This window comes from Chitinophaga sp. OAE865 (assembly GCF_040546735.1).
GTDB lineage: Bacteria > Bacteroidota > Bacteroidia > Chitinophagales > Chitinophagaceae > Chitinophaga > Chitinophaga polysaccharea_A.
The window spans coordinates 5,820,430-5,834,997 of the sequence record NZ_JBEPOF010000001.1; the positions used below are offsets into that span (position 1 = coordinate 5,820,430).

At 44.2% G+C, this 14,568-nt stretch carries 17 protein-coding genes; 10 read left to right on the top strand and 7 right to left on the bottom strand.

The window, feature by feature from the left end; all coding sequences use genetic code 11:
• Positions 1–4 precede the first annotated feature (4 nt).
• From ABIE50_RS23315 to ABIE50_RS23335, 5 genes are all read left to right on the top strand, one after another.
• Positions 5–931 (top strand): helix-turn-helix domain-containing protein, encoded by a 927-nt coding sequence (locus ABIE50_RS23315; protein ID WP_209859165.1) that lies wholly within the window; start codon positions 5–7, stop codon positions 929–931.
• A gap of 18 nt (positions 932–949) precedes the next feature.
• Positions 950–1,270, top strand: a complete 321-nt coding sequence (locus tag ABIE50_RS23320) for a hypothetical protein (RefSeq protein ID WP_209859163.1) — start codon at positions 950–952, stop codon at positions 1,268–1,270.
• Between the two features lie 72 nt (positions 1,271–1,342).
• Positions 1,343–3,505 (top strand): TonB-dependent receptor, encoded by a 2,163-nt coding sequence (locus ABIE50_RS23325; protein ID WP_209859161.1) that lies wholly within the window; start codon positions 1,343–1,345, stop codon positions 3,503–3,505.
• 149 nt (positions 3,506–3,654) lie between these two features.
• Positions 3,655–4,032: a hypothetical protein gene (locus tag ABIE50_RS23330; protein WP_209859159.1), complete on the top strand. Its 378-nt coding sequence runs from the start codon at positions 3,655–3,657 to the stop codon at positions 4,030–4,032.
• A 246-nt stretch (positions 4,033–4,278) separates the two neighbouring features.
• Positions 4,279–4,671, top strand: a complete 393-nt coding sequence (locus ABIE50_RS23335) for a winged helix-turn-helix transcriptional regulator (RefSeq protein ID WP_209859157.1) — start codon at positions 4,279–4,281, stop codon at positions 4,669–4,671.
• An 8-nt stretch (positions 4,672–4,679) separates the two neighbouring features.
• Here ABIE50_RS23335 and ABIE50_RS23340 read toward each other — a convergent pair whose 3' ends face one another.
• From ABIE50_RS23340 to ABIE50_RS23365, 6 genes are all read right to left on the bottom strand, one after another.
• Positions 4,680–5,252, bottom strand: a complete 573-nt coding sequence (locus ABIE50_RS23340; RefSeq protein ID WP_209859155.1) for a cupin domain-containing protein — start codon at positions 5,250–5,252, stop codon at positions 4,680–4,682.
• Positions 5,253–5,449: 197 nt separating this feature from the next.
• Complete coding sequence (locus ABIE50_RS23345) at positions 5,450–6,718, bottom strand: sensor histidine kinase (protein WP_209859153.1); 1,269 nt, start codon at positions 6,716–6,718, stop codon at positions 5,450–5,452.
• Positions 6,719–6,765: 47 nt separating this feature from the next.
• Positions 6,766–7,437, bottom strand: a complete 672-nt coding sequence (locus ABIE50_RS23350) for a response regulator transcription factor (RefSeq protein WP_209859151.1) — start codon at positions 7,435–7,437, stop codon at positions 6,766–6,768.
• A gap of 4 nt (positions 7,438–7,441) precedes the next feature.
• Complete coding sequence (locus ABIE50_RS23355; RefSeq protein WP_209859149.1) at positions 7,442–8,302, bottom strand: hypothetical protein; 861 nt, start codon at positions 8,300–8,302, stop codon at positions 7,442–7,444.
• Between the two features lie 19 nt (positions 8,303–8,321).
• Complete coding sequence (locus tag ABIE50_RS23360; protein ID WP_209859147.1) at positions 8,322–8,615, bottom strand: hypothetical protein; 294 nt, start codon at positions 8,613–8,615, stop codon at positions 8,322–8,324.
• Positions 8,616–8,670: 55 nt separating this feature from the next.
• Positions 8,671–9,159, bottom strand: coding sequence for a hypothetical protein (locus ABIE50_RS23365; protein WP_209859145.1), 489 nt, complete (start codon positions 9,157–9,159; stop codon positions 8,671–8,673).
• Positions 9,160–9,509: 350 nt separating this feature from the next.
• On the opposite strand from ABIE50_RS23365, the gene ABIE50_RS23370 reads away from it, so the two are divergent.
• Complete coding sequence (locus ABIE50_RS23370; protein WP_354028292.1) at positions 9,510–9,926, top strand: glycosyl-4,4'-diaponeurosporenoate acyltransferase CrtO family protein; 417 nt, start codon at positions 9,510–9,512, stop codon at positions 9,924–9,926.
• A 149-nt stretch (positions 9,927–10,075) separates the two neighbouring features.
• Here ABIE50_RS23370 and ABIE50_RS23375 read toward each other — a convergent pair whose 3' ends face one another.
• A complete protein-coding gene (locus tag ABIE50_RS23375; RefSeq protein ID WP_209859143.1) occupies positions 10,076–10,864 on the bottom strand; it encodes an SDR family oxidoreductase in 789 nt (262 codons plus the stop codon).
• Positions 10,865–10,951: 87 nt separating this feature from the next.
• Here ABIE50_RS23375 and ABIE50_RS23380 point away from each other — a divergent pair, with 87 nt between their 5' ends.
• The 4 genes from ABIE50_RS23380 (at position 10,952) to ABIE50_RS23395 (ending at position 14,434) form a co-directional block, all read left to right on the top strand.
• Positions 10,952–11,293 carry a winged helix-turn-helix transcriptional regulator gene (locus tag ABIE50_RS23380; RefSeq protein ID WP_209859141.1) on the top strand — a complete coding sequence of 114 codons (342 nt, stop codon included), beginning with the start codon at positions 10,952–10,954 and terminating at the stop codon, positions 11,291–11,293.
• A 540-nt stretch (positions 11,294–11,833) separates the two neighbouring features.
• Positions 11,834–13,111 carry an epoxide hydrolase family protein gene (locus ABIE50_RS23385; protein WP_354028142.1) on the top strand — a complete coding sequence of 426 codons (1,278 nt, stop codon included), beginning with the start codon at positions 11,834–11,836 and terminating at the stop codon, positions 13,109–13,111.
• A gap of 131 nt (positions 13,112–13,242) precedes the next feature.
• The gene (locus ABIE50_RS23390; RefSeq protein ID WP_209859137.1) at positions 13,243–13,656 is read left to right on the top strand and encodes an organic hydroperoxide resistance protein; all 414 of its coding nucleotides are present in this window, start codon (positions 13,243–13,245) and stop codon (positions 13,654–13,656) included.
• 7 nt (positions 13,657–13,663) lie between these two features.
• Positions 13,664–14,434 (top strand): alpha/beta hydrolase, encoded by a 771-nt coding sequence (locus tag ABIE50_RS23395; protein WP_209859135.1) that lies wholly within the window; start codon positions 13,664–13,666, stop codon positions 14,432–14,434.
• The last annotated feature ends 134 nt before the right edge of the window (positions 14,435–14,568 follow it).

The window sequence follows — 14,568 nt, forward strand, 5'->3', positions numbered from 1 at the left end:
AAAGATGAACAGCCCACAGATCCTTCGCTTCAGTACGATCACCGAATATCACCGGGCCGCAGGATTACCCAATCCTGCGCACCCGCTGATCAGCGTGGTTCATATGGACGACATTAAACAACCCATCGCCGATATTCCGTTCAGCCTGATCTATGACTTTTATTCCATCTCGCTGAAAAAAGTAGGTAATGCCAGGTTTAAGTACGGGCAACAGGCAAGCGACTTCGACGAAGGGGTTTTATTCTTCATGTCGCCCGGTCAGCTATTCGGTATTGATATGCCGCACGATATCAGTGAGATGAAACCTCCCGAAGGCTGGATGATACTGTTTCACCCGGACCTTATATGGAATACACCGCTGGCAAAAAACATCAAGCAATACGAGTTCTTCAGCTATTCGGTGTACGAAGCGCTTTATCTTTCTGATAAGGAAGAAGCCATGCTCACTGCCATTGCCAACCAGATCGAGCAGGAGTATAATACGAACATAGACCGCTTCAGCCAGAACGTGATCATTGCCCAGATCGAACTGCTGCTCACCTATTCCGAAAGGTTTTACCAACGCCAGTTTGTTACCCGCAAAGTAGCCAGCCATGAAGTGCTTACCCGCCTGGAAGACTTTCTATCTGAATATTTCAACAGTGGCGCCCTGGCTCAAAAGGGATTGCCAAGTGTTACGCTCATTGCAGAAACTTTAAATATTTCCCCGGGTTATCTCAGCAGCCTGCTTAAATCGCTTACCGGGCAAAGTACACAACAGCATTTGCACAACAAGCTGATAGAGCTGGCAAAGGAGAAGCTTTCCACAACGAACCTTTCTATCAGCGAGATCGCTTATGAACTGGGATTCGAGCATCTGCAATCGTTCAGTAAATTATTTAAAACAAAAACAAATCTTTCCCCAATGGAGTTCCGGCAGTCGTTTAATTAATATTGTATCTTTGCCGGCATGAAATGGCTTGTTTACCTGTTTTCATTATACGTGCTGTTATTATCGGGCGTTCCCTGCGACGCCGATGATGACTGCTGCAGTGATTTCACCACCCAAACCAGCCATCACCCCGGAAGCGAAACAGGCAAAAACCATAAACCGGTATCTCCCTGTTCTCCATTCTTTGCCTGTGGCGCCGTTCACGCCATAGTTGTGCCGGAGGCTTACAGGGTAAAACCGTTACCTTTACAACCCCTGGCCGAGCTGCATAGTAACTATACAGCGCCACAGTTAGGCGACTTCTCCCCTGCCATCTGGCAACCACCCAAACAAGTTTAGGCTGCACAACTGTTAACAGGCGGGCACTTCTTCCTGTACTATATTTTACTGCTTAAACTTTGTTTCCGGATAATGAAACTTATACTTACACTGCTGCTGTTCTTAGCAGCCAACATCTGCATGGGGCAACATGCGCTTACCACTGTTGTAAAAAATGCAGATACTAAAGAAATATTACCAGGCGCCACTGTGCTGCTCCCTGGTTTGAAAAAAGGCGGGCAAACCGATGCCAGCGGTTTTGTCACCATCACAGGCATTCCTCCCGGCCCGCAGCAGGTGAAGATCACCTTCACCGGGTTTGAAGCCCATACAGAAACGCTGACCTTTCCCCACAACGATACCCCGATCGTACTGCTGGAACCGGGAGAAGAGGAGATCGAAGAAGTAGTGATCAGTTCTACCCGCAGCACCAGGACTATCCAGAACATCCCGACCAGGGTTGAATTTATTGGCGGAGAAGAACTGGAAGAAAAAGGGAATATGAAACCGGGCGATATCAGGATGATGCTTAATGAGAGCACGGGTATACAAACCCAACAGGTATCGGCCACTTCCGCCAATTCCAGCATCCGCATCCAGGGGCTCGACGGGCGTTACACACAATTACTGAAAGATGGCTTTCCACTGTACGCTGGCTTCTCCGGCGGGTTGGGATTGTTGCAAACACCGCCGCTGGACCTGAAACAGGTGGAAGTTATCAAAGGCGCCTCTTCCACCCTATACGGCGGAGGAGCCATAGCAGGGCTGGTGAACCTCATCTCAAAAGCACCGGAGGAGGAAAGGGAACTGCGCTTCCTGGCGAATGGCACATCTGCCGGAGGGCTTGACCTGAGCGGCTTTTATGGGCAAAAGTTTGAAAAGGTGGGACTGACCATCTTTGCTTCCAGGAGCAGCAGCAAGCCCTATGATCCATCGGAAACCGGTTTTACCGCGATACCTAAAACGCAGCGTTACGTTTTCAACCCAAAACTGTTTGTATACTTTACTCCGCAGACAAAAATGATGGTTGGCGTGAACACTACCTTTGAAGACCGCACCGGTGGCGACATCGCTTATATTAAAGGGCATGGCGATGATGTTCACAGCTACTTTGAGAAAAACAAAAGTAACCGCTTCTCCACACAGTTCTCTTTCGATCACCAGTTCAGTGAGCATAGCGGCCTTACTGTTAAAAACTCCGTGAACAATTTCAACCGCACCATTACCATCCCTGGTTATGTGTTTGATGGAAAGCAATGGTCTACCTACTCAGAAGCGAGCTATCATACCGGCAATGAGCGCATGGATTGGGTAGCCGGCGCCAACTATTATACCGATCAGTTCCTGGAATACCCGAAAGACAATTTTCCAAAAAGAAATTACCTGCAGCAAACTGCCGGCGCCTTTGTACAAAACACCTGGAAAGCTACCGGCTGGCTGCAGCTGGAAACGGGGATCCGCGGAGATTATATTACGGATTACGGCTTTGCTTTCCTGCCAAGGATCTCCTCGTTGTTTAAATTCTCCGATAAATTTACTTCCCGGCTGGGCGGCGGTTTAGGTTATAAAACGCCGACCATCTTCACAGAAGAAACAGAGCGCCTGCAATTCCGTTCCGTATTACCCATCAATGCTGACAACAATAAGCTGGAAAGATCTTACGGGACCAACCTGGATTTTAACTACCGGAGCTCCCTTTTTGAAAAACTGAGCTTCAGTATTAACCAGCTGTTTTTCTATACCCGTATTAACGATCCGCTTCTACTGGAGAACAAAGCCGGCAATCTTTATGAATTGGTGAACGCCGATGGCTTTGTTGATACCAAAGGATGGGAAACGAATGTTAAATTCGGATACAATGATTTCAAACTTTTTGTTGGCTATACTTTTACGGATGCTGTTTTGCATGAAGGCGCCGTTAAAAGACCTAACCCGCTTACCGCAAAGCACCGGTTGAACAATGTACTGATGTACGAAGCGGAAGACAAATGGAAAATTGGCCTGGAGGCTTATTACTACAGCAGCCAGGCGCTTAATGATGGCAGTACCGGCAAACCTTACTGGACATTTGGCTTTATGGCAGAAAAGCTATGGGAACATTTTTCCCTGTTCATCAACTTTGAAAACTTCACGGATACCCGTCAGACCCGCTTCGACAGCATCTATACCGGAACGGTTACCAATCCTGTGTTCAGGGATATTTATGCGCCGCTGGATGGTTTTGTTGTGAATGGGGGATTGAAGATTAAATTATAATTTCTGAAGATGGCCGCGCAATTGCACGGCCATCTTGTGTGAATGCATTGCAGTAGCATTTTATTTTATTTTGTCTCACTGACAATATACGTCAGGACCGGATCGTAATTTAGATACCAACCTTTTTTCACTTCCTAAAAACCCAAATTATGAAAAAGACGATCCATTTGTTACTCGCTACCCTACTATTGTTAATTGGCACTTCTTTTATCGATGCTCCTGCGTTTTCTGAAAGCAAGCCCATTCCTGCAAAGAACACCGCCTTTGCACGTGTGCATGCAAATCTGCGCCTGTCGCTGATAGACGTAAGCAATATCGAAGTACAGATCCCCACGCTGATCTACACGGTGTTCAATGTGCAAACCAGCACATACGGCACTGCTATCGGCCTTTACAATTACGATGTAGAAGTGCAGGAAGGCGATGTGTTATATCTCAATTCATTTTCTCTCCCGTTGGCGGTTAATTATACCGTGACGGCTGATGATGTGGCTACAGGGATTATTCATGTGAAAGCGATACAGTAAAGAAATATCACCGCAGTTCTCCGGAACTGCGGTGATTTCTAAAAACAACAGCAGTAACCGCTTATTCCCGTTAACAGGCTTGTTTAGAATAAAATTGAAGGATTGTCTACTGTAGAATTATACCAGCATACCTATGTAACCATCTTGCAGCCCCCTGTCATACAAGCATAAACAGTGCTGAACCCAGATGAATTTTGTGTATATCCTATTTGGTTGTAAATTTAATAGTAGTAAATCTGCTGACATATGGAATCAGAATTATATAAGGGGTGCCCTGTACAATTCACGCTGCAATTTCTTGCGGGAAAATGGCGGACCGGCATTCTCTGGAACCTTCGGGAGAAATCCATGCGATTCTGTGATCTGAAAAAATTATTGCCAGGTATTACCGACAAGGTTTTAATGAAAGAATTACTGCATTTCACCAGCAAGGGCGTGATCCATAAAGAAAAATTCCGCGAGTTCCCTCCCCGTTCCGAATATAGTTTATCTCCTACAGGTGTTAGTCTCATTCCTATTATTCAGCAAATTGTTATTTGGGGATATGACCATTTACAGGATGAAAAATTAAATAAGAAAATGTTTATGACGCCTGCCGGGATTATGGAAAGTCTGGCATCTTTGGATAATAAACACTGACCTTTAGGTTAATCAGTAATTTTATTTTCCGGGAACTTTATTCCATACTTTGCTGACACAGTTATCAATCGCACTATATCAGGAGGGCCGGAAGGCAACGGGGCCTGCTTCATTTCAGGTGCCGGTTCGCTCATCTCAATAAAGAATTGCTCAAACCCTCCGGGAGTAAGGAGTATCAACACTTCAGATTCCGCTGTTAATACTTTAAATGAATGCTGGATATTACGCGGTAAAAACATGGTATCTCCTGCAGTGGCATGGTATACCTGGTTATTTACAGAAAATTCAATTTCTCCGGTAAGCAACATGAATGTTTCATCTTCCTTTGTATGAGTATGCGGCGGGGGCTCAAGTCCTTTTTTCTCCGTCATTTTTAACAGTGAGAATAACCCGTTTGTATCAGCAGACTTGAGCAGAACAGACAATAAATGACCGATATACCAATAGGAATTGCCTAATGAGGGCCTTGTTAACAGTGGTTGATCATTTGTGCAGATCATATTGAATGGAAGAAATGAATGTGCCGGCAATAAGCTGCTGAAAATGCCGGTGGTTGTTAGAAAAGATCTCCTGTTTAACATGGTATAGAATTTAGAACTTTGCACAAAGTACTATTCTTCCTTATGAAAAGGCATATACTTACCTGATGGGAAGTAATGGAGATTTTTCGCGATTGTTATTTCTGTACGCCTGCTGGTAACCTATTGATAATGATACTATTGCAAACCTATTTTCAGGACGGGTCACCTAAGTATCCAGGAAGTATGCGATACAATCATCATAACGGGAAGCTGACAATAAAGATACTTCCTTTGTTAACGGCTGAAGAAACAGTGATCTTTATTCCGTGGTATTGGGCAATAGTATTGGCAATAGAAAGCCCCAGACCATAGCCTTCCAGCCCTGTTCTGGCTACTTTTTTAAATCGGTTGAAAATGGTGCCGATTTCCTGTTCGCTGATGCCGATACCGGTATCGCTGATGATAAGCTGGTACATTTCCCCGGGAAGCAGCTGATCGCGTACAGTTATACTTCCCCCGGGCACATTATATTTTATGGCATTATTGAGCAGGTTATATACCAGCTGGAATATCAGGTCGTGATTGAGATGATGAAGCATTATATCCCCGGAAAGACGCATGTTAAACTGCAACTGCTTATCTTCCAGGCGGTGTTCCAGTTCTTCCATTAGCTCTGTCAGTAACAGGTGCGGCGATACGCTGTCGGTTTTGGGAAACTGGTCATTTTCAATACGCGAGATGAGTAGTAATGAATGGACAATTTTTTTCAGCCGGTTTAATGTCTTCATCATACCTATAATCTTCCTTTGCAGTTCCTCGTCCGGTGAGTCTTCTGCTATCAGGTTCTCCATCTTATTCTGAAGAATGGTGATAGGCGTCATCAGCTCGTGGGATGCATTGGAGGTGAATTCCCGTTCTTTCTCAAAGGCTTCATTGATTTTACCCATCAGCTCAACGAGCGAATCATCAAGATAACGGAAATCGGTGGTAGATGTTTTGATGGAAGGTACATGATCTTTAAAGGGGAATTTCCGGTTAACCAGTCTTGTACTGATAATAACGCCGAGCGGGCGTAACAGCAGCCGGGTGAATATAAGATCTGCCAGCGTAGTGATCACTATCAGGCCAAACAGTACGTACAGGGCCACCTTTTGCAGGGGGCGGTTATACTGGCTGATGGTAGCTGTTTTCTTTCCCACTTCCAGCATATAGCGGCTATGCTGATAGGTGAAAATGTGGCTTAACACACGGTAGGTAAGCGTATCACCCTCCACTACACGTTGCAGGGTAGCGATGGTATCAGGCAGATGTGCGTTACCGGCGGGCTCCAGCGAAATATACTCTTCCTTCAGCATAGTGTAACTGCCATAGTTTTCTTCGCCCTGGAGATAAGCATCGATACCGTTCTTCCAAATTACGCTCAGCACTTTTTTCTTCTGTTCTTTCAGGTAGTTGTCGTTATACCTGAAAGCGATATCCTCAACAAGGAATGGCAATAGCAGTACGAACAGAACGGCGATTGCCATTTTGGACAAGGTAATAAAAAGGGTAAGTTTGGTAAAGAGTTTCACGCTCAAATCTTTATTTTGTACCCTACATGCCGGAGGGTTTGCAGCCATTCCACGGAAGCGAAGGCCGATAATTTTTTCCGGATATTCTTAATATGCACATCAATATAATTGGAATCGTAGTCATCGTCTGAATAATTTCCCCAGATATGTTCACTCAGCTGCATCCTGGTGAGGGGCCTGTTCTTATGAAGCAGCATATAGCTAAGCAAATCAAACTCCCTCCTCGACAAAGGAATTTCCTTGTCTTCAAAGAACACGCTTCTCTGGTGCAGATCAATGTCAAAATCACCTAATGCTATCTTATTATCTGTTAACCCAAACTTTCTCCTGGAAATAGCCTGCATCCTGGCCTGCAGTTCCGGCAGTGAGAATGGTTTGGGAAGATAATCGTCGGCCCCCATATGAAGACCTTTTATCCGGTCTTCCAATTGCCCACGGGCGGTGAGAATAATATAGGAAGCTTCCGGGCAATTTTTTCTTGCCTCCTGCAATAGCTGCAGGCCATCCCTGTCTGGCAATCCCAGGTCCAGCAGGATAAAATCATATTGATTCTCTTCCATTTTCTCCAATCCCTGTCTTGCTGTATAAGCCAGATCACAGGAGTATGCTTTTTCGAGATAGACCTGCATTTCTGCGGCCATCGCCTTTTCATCTTCTATAATCAGTACTTTCATCTTATTAAAACTGGTAATAAAAACTGCAGTTGAAGAAGGAATTGGTATTTCCGGCGCCACTGAGCGCCTTATCGCTTAATACAGACAGCTGGTAGGCCAGTTCTATCATATACTGAGCCCTGTTATAGGCCAACGGCACCTTGAAACTATAAGACAACAAATCGAAGCTGGTGGCTTCTTTTGTAATTGTTTCCGATGTGCCGGGAATACCCGGTAACACGGGTAAAGGCAAACCCAGTAATTGTTTCTCCTGTACATAAGTCTGGTAAAAATGCTGGGTCCCACCTACTGCTTCTGCCGAAGGCGTAAGGGTGATAAGGTCTTTCCCTTTAAAGATGCTGCCCAGTTGAATCGCTTTTTCGGTGCTCAGGGTTACAAATACATCCTGTTGTTTTCCGAAAGCATAATCCACGTTAACGCCGGTAGTCATCCAGTAATGATACTTCAGGCTGGCAGCGGCGTTATCCGTATTGGCAGCCTGCAGGAAGGGGGAATTTGAAGGAAAGAACGTATGACTGTAGCTGAGATCCGCCACCAGTTTTTTCCCCATCTTGAATGAAAAGCCCGCCCCTGCGCTGGTGGCCGAAACCACTGCTCCGGAATCGTTCAGTAAACGGTAGCCTACCCCTGAAAAATAGAACCCCGAGCGGAATTGCAATGTGGCGCTGGCCGCCAAATAAGGCATTGGAGCAGCGGCAGTTTGACCATAATAATTAGCATTATTGGAATATAATGCGCCCAGTGTCAGTGTAACTTTCTTGTTGTCGGTTTGTGTGCTGTCGGCCTGCGTGCGCGCCGTATCTGCTTGCGCCTGCGCATTGCTGTGCCATAGCCAGAAAACTGGCAAAATCAATAGATATCTCATGTCATCCTCTTTAACCCGGTTATAATATTTTTCCCGGAACGATCTTAGGCTTAATGATCCTGATGGGCTTTATGGGCAATGGAGAAGGAACAGCCATCGGTTTGATCAGACGCCTCGATTTTGGTACTTCTTTTATCTCCGGCAAATGCTCCTGTAATGTGGCCACAGGTTTTTCAGCCGGCTTGCCGGCTGCAGTCTTTACGGGCTGCAAGGTATCGGCAACAGGTGCATATCCGTAGCTGTTACCTGGTTTTAGCAGCAACAGGGCCGGAACAATAACGAGCGTAGATAAAAGAAATTTGATCATCGCCATAAAAATAACAGATTTTTGCCGCTATCCCCGGCAAAAATCTGTTTTTCTGTTGAAATTACAGGATACCTGATAACACTCCTCCTGCAATATGCGTATTAATGCGGATAGGCGCCGCCTGTATTTTCATCGCCTGGTTCACAGTTGCATTAATTTGCGAAGCCGCTTTAACGTTGCTGGTAGCCGTATTTCCAAGTTTGGTCCCCGTGGTGGCAACGGTTTGTAAAGTACTGTTTACAGTGTTCTGAGCGCCCGCACTGGTGGCAGCAGCGGTGGTTGTCACCGTATTTAGCTGGCTGTTAGCGGTTTGCGCAGCTTGTTCCGTGCCGTTGGACTGCATTTTAACAGTAGCGGCATGGCTGGCGCCCACCCCGGCGTTCCCGTCAGTGGCGCTGGCATTGGTTTGACCGCCTGCGGCCACTTTTCCTTCCGTTGCACTGGTTTGACTGTTCACGGTTACTTTTCCATCCGTTTTTACGGAAGCCTGTTGGGCGAAGGCGGCACCTGAAAATAATAGTGCAATAGCCATTAATCCTTTTGCTTTCATGATCCTGGTTTTTTAGGTTGTTCAATATTGTATGTCGGAACAAAACTAATACGGTAAGATGAAGCGAAAATGAAGATACCAGACCTGAAGCCAATCTGTTTATTTGATAGACGGGGATAATTTGTAAATATTAGATGGAAACACTAGTTTCGGGGCTATTGAACACTCAATGCACCACATTATAGCTTATACAAATAGGTTATAGAATATCTGAAAAAGAAAAATAATCAATGAAGAAAGCCTTTATTCTAGTCCTAATACCAATAATAACAATCGTTTTAATTTACGCCCTGATTCATTATACCGGCATGCAAAGTTTTGCATTTGCATGGGCACTTAATTTCCTGTTAATGGGATGTACGCTTACTTTTACTGAAACATTGAAAGGGCAGCTTACATCTTCATACTATAACGAAAAGACCTGGGAACGGAGAGGGAAAATATATGAGTTTCTTGGAATAAATCTCTTCAGAAAATTACTGGTTCTGATTGGTTGGGAAAAGCTAAACAAAAAATCCAACCCCATAAAAAAGGATACCCAGGCTTTAATACAGCTACATTACAGGACCAGACAAAATGAGTTAGGACATATCATCATTTTCATTGTAGTACTGGGGTTCAATATTTTCGTGGCATTCAAATATGGATTTCTCAAATCGTTGTGGTTGTTGATATTGAATATACTGTTAAACTTATACCCTGTTTTGCTTCAGCGGTATAACCGGCCACGCATAGAAAGGGCGATAGCCCTCAGTAAACGCAGGTAAATAGCTTTACCTGGTAATCCTGTGTAGAATTTAATAGCCTATAGAACAAACCGGCATTATGGACACTGGTACCCCGTCTTCCGGGTACTTTTCTTAAAATATGCAGCTTTAAAAAGAAACGGGATGTCATATTTTCTGCTTCTTATAAATCAATCAAAGTAAATTTTTTTAATTTCCTTTCTTGATGCTTCCGCACCTATTTCCATACGCCTGTCGTAAATTGCCTGTGAGCTTTTGCCGGCAAAATAACGAAGTTGGTCTTTGTTGTCTGTTGCCGCTTCGTAGATAACTTCAGCTATTTCTTCCGGTGTTGAGGCAGGCTTAATCTTACTCAACATCTTTTCCTCAGCTGCTTCATAAAATGGAAGTGGTTTCACGTCCGAATTGTGGCTAAACAAATCCGTATTTGTAGCACTCGGTGCAACAGTTTTAACACCAACGCCAAACATTGACAATTCGATCGACAAACATTCACTCCAACCTTCAACCGCCCATTTTGTGCCGTTGTAAACACTTGTGAATGGGAAACCTGTATGTCCTCCAATAGAAGTTACATTAATAAATAAGCCGCTTTTCCTCTGTCTGAAATGAGGTATGAAAGCTTGTGTAACGCGAACTGTCCCTAAAAAATTGGTGTTTATTTGTTTTACGATATTCTCGTCGGTAAAGGATTCCAGGGAGCTCATCAAACCATATCCTGCATTATTCAATACCACATCTATTTCCGTTAATGAAATGGCTTTTGCTACTGTTGATCTTATTTGTTCAGGATCCGTAACATCTAACGGCAAGATACTTACGTTTTTTAATTGCGTTAGTTCCGTTTCTTTTCCGGGATTCCGCATTGTTGCGATCACATTCCAACCTTTTGATTGAAATAATTTCGCGCTTGCTTTTCCGATTCCTGATGAAGCCCCTGTAATGAAGATTGTTTTCATTTTACGCTATTTTTATTGTTTACACGGCAAAGCTAAAATGAAAATAGTATACCTTTGATACTTGTATCCAAAAGGATACTTAATATTATGACGACAGAAGAAAAACGGTTTCAGGAGAAAATAAAGGCGATTCAGGATACCATGTTTGTAATTGGTGGTAAATGGAAAATACCGATAATTCTTTCTATTTACAGCGGGAACAAGCGGTTTAATGATATTTCAAATTCAATTCCGAAAATTACCAATCGTGTTTTGTCAAAAGAATTGAAACATTTAGAAGAAAATTTTTTGATTGCAAGACGCATAGTGAGCGATTATCCTGTCCGGATTGAATATGCTGTCACTTCTTATGGTTTGGGACTTGAAGAAATTGCAAAACCATTGGAAAGCTGGGGTAAAAAGCACAAGCAAAAAATTAAAGGAAAATAATAATCGTCTTCATTCCAAAAATACGGGTAACAATACTTCATCTGTCATTATGGGCATCCGGCTTTTGTTGATATTTCCGGGGCAGATTAAACTTTCTCTGCGGATAAGGTCAAACGAAGCATTAACGTAACACGGTTTGCTTTTTCTTCCTTTCGCCTCCCCTTCGGCATTTTGCAAGATCTTCCCATTTCACCCAAATACTTTTCAATAGCTTTTTTATGCTTTCCGGTTTCCTGGCCGGGAAATCCGGAGCACCTGGTTCTTCCCTACTCTTATGCGGCAGTTTAACCCCCAGGCATATCTTACCCAATCAACGCTAAATTCCTGGAAATACAAGCTGATAAGATCAGGAAATCACCATGAGAATGCTCGCCGGGAAAACCTGCCTGCCAATTCGCAGCTGGTATTTTCCGGTTCGGGGGTGAATATGTCCACTTGAACTGATTGCCTGTTTCAGAGGCGCGCCAGCGCACCTAGTTTTGTTGCAACAAAAAGAAACCAGATCGCAAAAGCTAAAACAAAAAAGCAATGAAAACAAAAATGACCACAATACTTATGTTATCCGCATTCGCACTAAGTATTCCTACAATTACCAATGCGCAGGCTATAAAGTCAGAAACGGAATCCTTAAAAACTGATACAGCTATCAGACCCTTCAAGATCAACATTCCGCAGTCCAAACTTGATGAGCTCAAAAGACGTATAGCCGGGACCCGCTTTCCGGATAAAGAAACGGTTAAAGACGAGTCCCAGGGCATTCAGCTGGCACAGTTAAAGGAACTGACCGACTATTGGGGCAATGGTTATAACTGGCGCAAAGTGGAAAATAAGCTGAACGCGCTTCCACAATTCGTCACAAAAATAGACGGGCTTGATATCCAGTTCATTCATGTACGCTCAAAAGAAAAAGGTGCATTGCCTGTTATCCTAACACATGGCTGGCCCGGTTCACCACTGGAGTTCATTGACGCCATTGGCCCACTTACCGATCCTGTTAAATATGGTGGAAAGGCAGAAGATGCGTTTGATGTTATCATACCTGCAATTCCGGGATATGGCTTTTCCGGGATCCCAAAGGAAGTGGGCTGGAATCCTGACCGTGTCGCCAAGGCCTGGGACGTACTTGTAAAACGTCTTGGCTACACAAAATACGTGTCTGAAGGCGGCGACCACGGCTCGGTGATCTCCGATGCACTGGCAAGACTGGCACCTTCCGGGCTTTTGGGCATTCACCTGACCATGCCGGCCACTATTCCTGCAGAACTGGTAAAACCGATCAATGCGGGTGATCCTGCTCCAGCCGGACTTTCGGAATCCGAAACCCAGGCTTACAATTCCTTAAGCACCTTCTTCGGTAGAAATGCCGCCTATGGTGGAATGATGGTAACACGACCACAGACAACCGGCTACCTGCTTTCAGATTCGCCAAGTGCACTGGCAGCATTCCTCTATGAAAAAATTGCGGAATGGACCGAGAGCGACCTGAAACCGGAAAAGGTCATCAGCCGCGATGCCATCCTTGATGACATAACATTGTACTGGCTCACCAATACCGGGGCATCCTCCTCGCGATTCTACTGGGAAAACAATAATAATAATTTTAGTTCTGAGCATCAGAAAACAAAGGAGATAAAGGTTCCCGTAGCTATTTCTGTATTCCCGCATGAAATTTACCAGGCACCTGAAAGCTGGTCAAGAGCAGCCTATCCATCTCTTTATTATTATCATAAAGCATCCAAAGGCGGTCACTTTGCAGCCTGGGAACAGCCACAGATCTTTACGGAAGAGCTCAGGGCTGCATTCAGATCTCTGAGATAATAATAATGATCATGGGCGTAACGGCGTATCAGAAACTGATTTACCTGAAAAGATAACTACTCTAAAGCAGCAGAAAATAGAATAGCAATTAACAGAACATACAATAATATTTAACAACATAAAAATAAAAAATGAACATCGAAAAAGTACTATACACAGCAAAGACCCATACTATCGGGGGCAGAGAAGGAAGTGCAAAAAGCAGCGACGAAAAGCTGGATATCCTACTGACTCCTCCCGGGCTGAACGGGAAAGGAACAAACCCTGAGCAGCTGTTCGCAGCCGGATGGTCGGCATGCTATATCGGCGCATTGGGACTGGCAGCTAAAAAATCAGGAATTGTATTTCCAAAAGATACCTATGTAGATGCAGAAGTGGATCTTGGAATGACCGGTGAAGCATATTTGTTACAGGCCAGGCTGTTTGTACACCTACCGGGAATCGGCAAAGACACGGCAGAGCAACTTATCGAACTTGCCCACCAAACCTGCCCATATTCAAAGGCAACAAGAGGAAACATCAATATTTCAACAATTATAATCTGATATAGTCATGGTTAAAAACATCCGCCTTTCACTCTTAGTTTTACTGACAGCATTTTTAGGCCTTTCAGGTGTAAGTGCACAAAAAAAAGATAACAGTGCAAAAATCAAAAATGTAGTTCTTGTCCACGGTGCTTTTGTTGATGGTTCTGGTTGGAGAGGGGTCTATGACATCCTGACAAAACGGGGATACAATGTAACCATAGTTCAGATTCCGTTGACTTCCCTGAAAGATGACAACGCAACTGTCCGCAGAGTACTGGATAAACTTAACGGGCCGGCAGTTCTGGTGGGCCATTCATGGGGCGGAACGGTAATTACCGAAGCCAGCTCCCATAGCAATGTAGCTTCGCTGGTATATGTTACTGCTTTCCAGCCGGATAAAGGCGAAACTACAGATACCTGGTATTCTTCCCAGCCGGGACTTCCGGAAGCGGGCATCTTGCCTCCGGACAGCGAAGGATTTGCCTATTATGACGTAAAAAAATTCCATGCGGGATTCGCTGCGGATCTTAGCCAAGACCAGGCTACATTTATGGCACATTCGCAAAAGCCGATACTGGCATCATCTTTTACTACAGCAGTTACAGCTGCTGACTGGCATACAAAACCGACTTTTGGAATTATACCTACGGCTGACAAAAGTATCAATCCCATTATCCTGAGAAATATGTACAAGAGATCGGGAACAAAGGTTACTGAAATCAATGGAGCCAGTCACGCGGTATTCATCTCACATCCACAGGAAGTGGCAGATGTTATTATTATGGCTTCCAGATAACAGCAGTATAAACCGGGAGCCTTGATTTTCTAATTTTCAAATCAAATTGACATAAATATTATTGTAAACGAAAGAAGCTGCCTCAATGCATATGAGACAGCTTCTCTTGTGTGAATATTTTGTTCTTAATGTTA

Excerpts from the sequence above, each read along its gene's own strand:
- ABIE50_RS23385 (WP_354028142.1), top strand. The coding sequence starts at position 11,834 with ATGACCACAATACTTATGTTATCCGCATTCGCACTAAGTATTCCTACA.
- ABIE50_RS23390 (WP_209859137.1), top strand. The coding sequence starts at position 13,243 with ATGAACATCGAAAAAGTACTATACACAGCAAAGACCCATACTATCGGG.
- ABIE50_RS23380 (WP_209859141.1), top strand. The coding sequence starts at position 10,952 with ATGACGACAGAAGAAAAACGGTTTCAGGAGAAAATAAAGGCGATTCAG.
- ABIE50_RS23375 (WP_209859143.1), bottom strand. The coding sequence starts at position 10,864 with ATGAAAACAATCTTCATTACAGGGGCTTCATCAGGAATCGGAAAAGCA.
- ABIE50_RS23370 (WP_354028292.1), top strand. The coding sequence starts at position 9,510 with ATGGGATGTACGCTTACTTTTACTGAAACATTGAAAGGGCAGCTTACA.
- ABIE50_RS23360 (WP_209859147.1), bottom strand. The coding sequence starts at position 8,615 with ATGGCGATGATCAAATTTCTTTTATCTACGCTCGTTATTGTTCCGGCC.
- ABIE50_RS23355 (WP_209859149.1), bottom strand. The coding sequence starts at position 8,302 with ATGAGATATCTATTGATTTTGCCAGTTTTCTGGCTATGGCACAGCAAT.
- ABIE50_RS23345 (WP_209859153.1), bottom strand. The coding sequence starts at position 6,718 with ATGGCAATCGCCGTTCTGTTCGTACTGCTATTGCCATTCCTTGTTGAG.
- ABIE50_RS23335 (WP_209859157.1), top strand. The coding sequence starts at position 4,279 with ATGGAATCAGAATTATATAAGGGGTGCCCTGTACAATTCACGCTGCAA.
- ABIE50_RS23315 (WP_209859165.1), top strand. The coding sequence starts at position 5 with ATGAACAGCCCACAGATCCTTCGCTTCAGTACGATCACCGAATATCAC.
- ABIE50_RS23340 (WP_209859155.1), bottom strand. The coding sequence starts at position 5,252 with ATGTTAAACAGGAGATCTTTTCTAACAACCACCGGCATTTTCAGCAGC.
- ABIE50_RS23320 (WP_209859163.1), top strand. The coding sequence starts at position 950 with ATGAAATGGCTTGTTTACCTGTTTTCATTATACGTGCTGTTATTATCG.
- ABIE50_RS23365 (WP_209859145.1), bottom strand. The coding sequence starts at position 9,159 with ATGAAAGCAAAAGGATTAATGGCTATTGCACTATTATTTTCAGGTGCC.
- ABIE50_RS23325 (WP_209859161.1), top strand. The coding sequence starts at position 1,343 with ATGAAACTTATACTTACACTGCTGCTGTTCTTAGCAGCCAACATCTGC.
- ABIE50_RS23330 (WP_209859159.1), top strand. The coding sequence starts at position 3,655 with ATGAAAAAGACGATCCATTTGTTACTCGCTACCCTACTATTGTTAATT.
- ABIE50_RS23395 (WP_209859135.1), top strand. The coding sequence starts at position 13,664 with ATGGTTAAAAACATCCGCCTTTCACTCTTAGTTTTACTGACAGCATTT.
- ABIE50_RS23350 (WP_209859151.1), bottom strand. The coding sequence starts at position 7,437 with ATGAAAGTACTGATTATAGAAGATGAAAAGGCGATGGCCGCAGAAATG.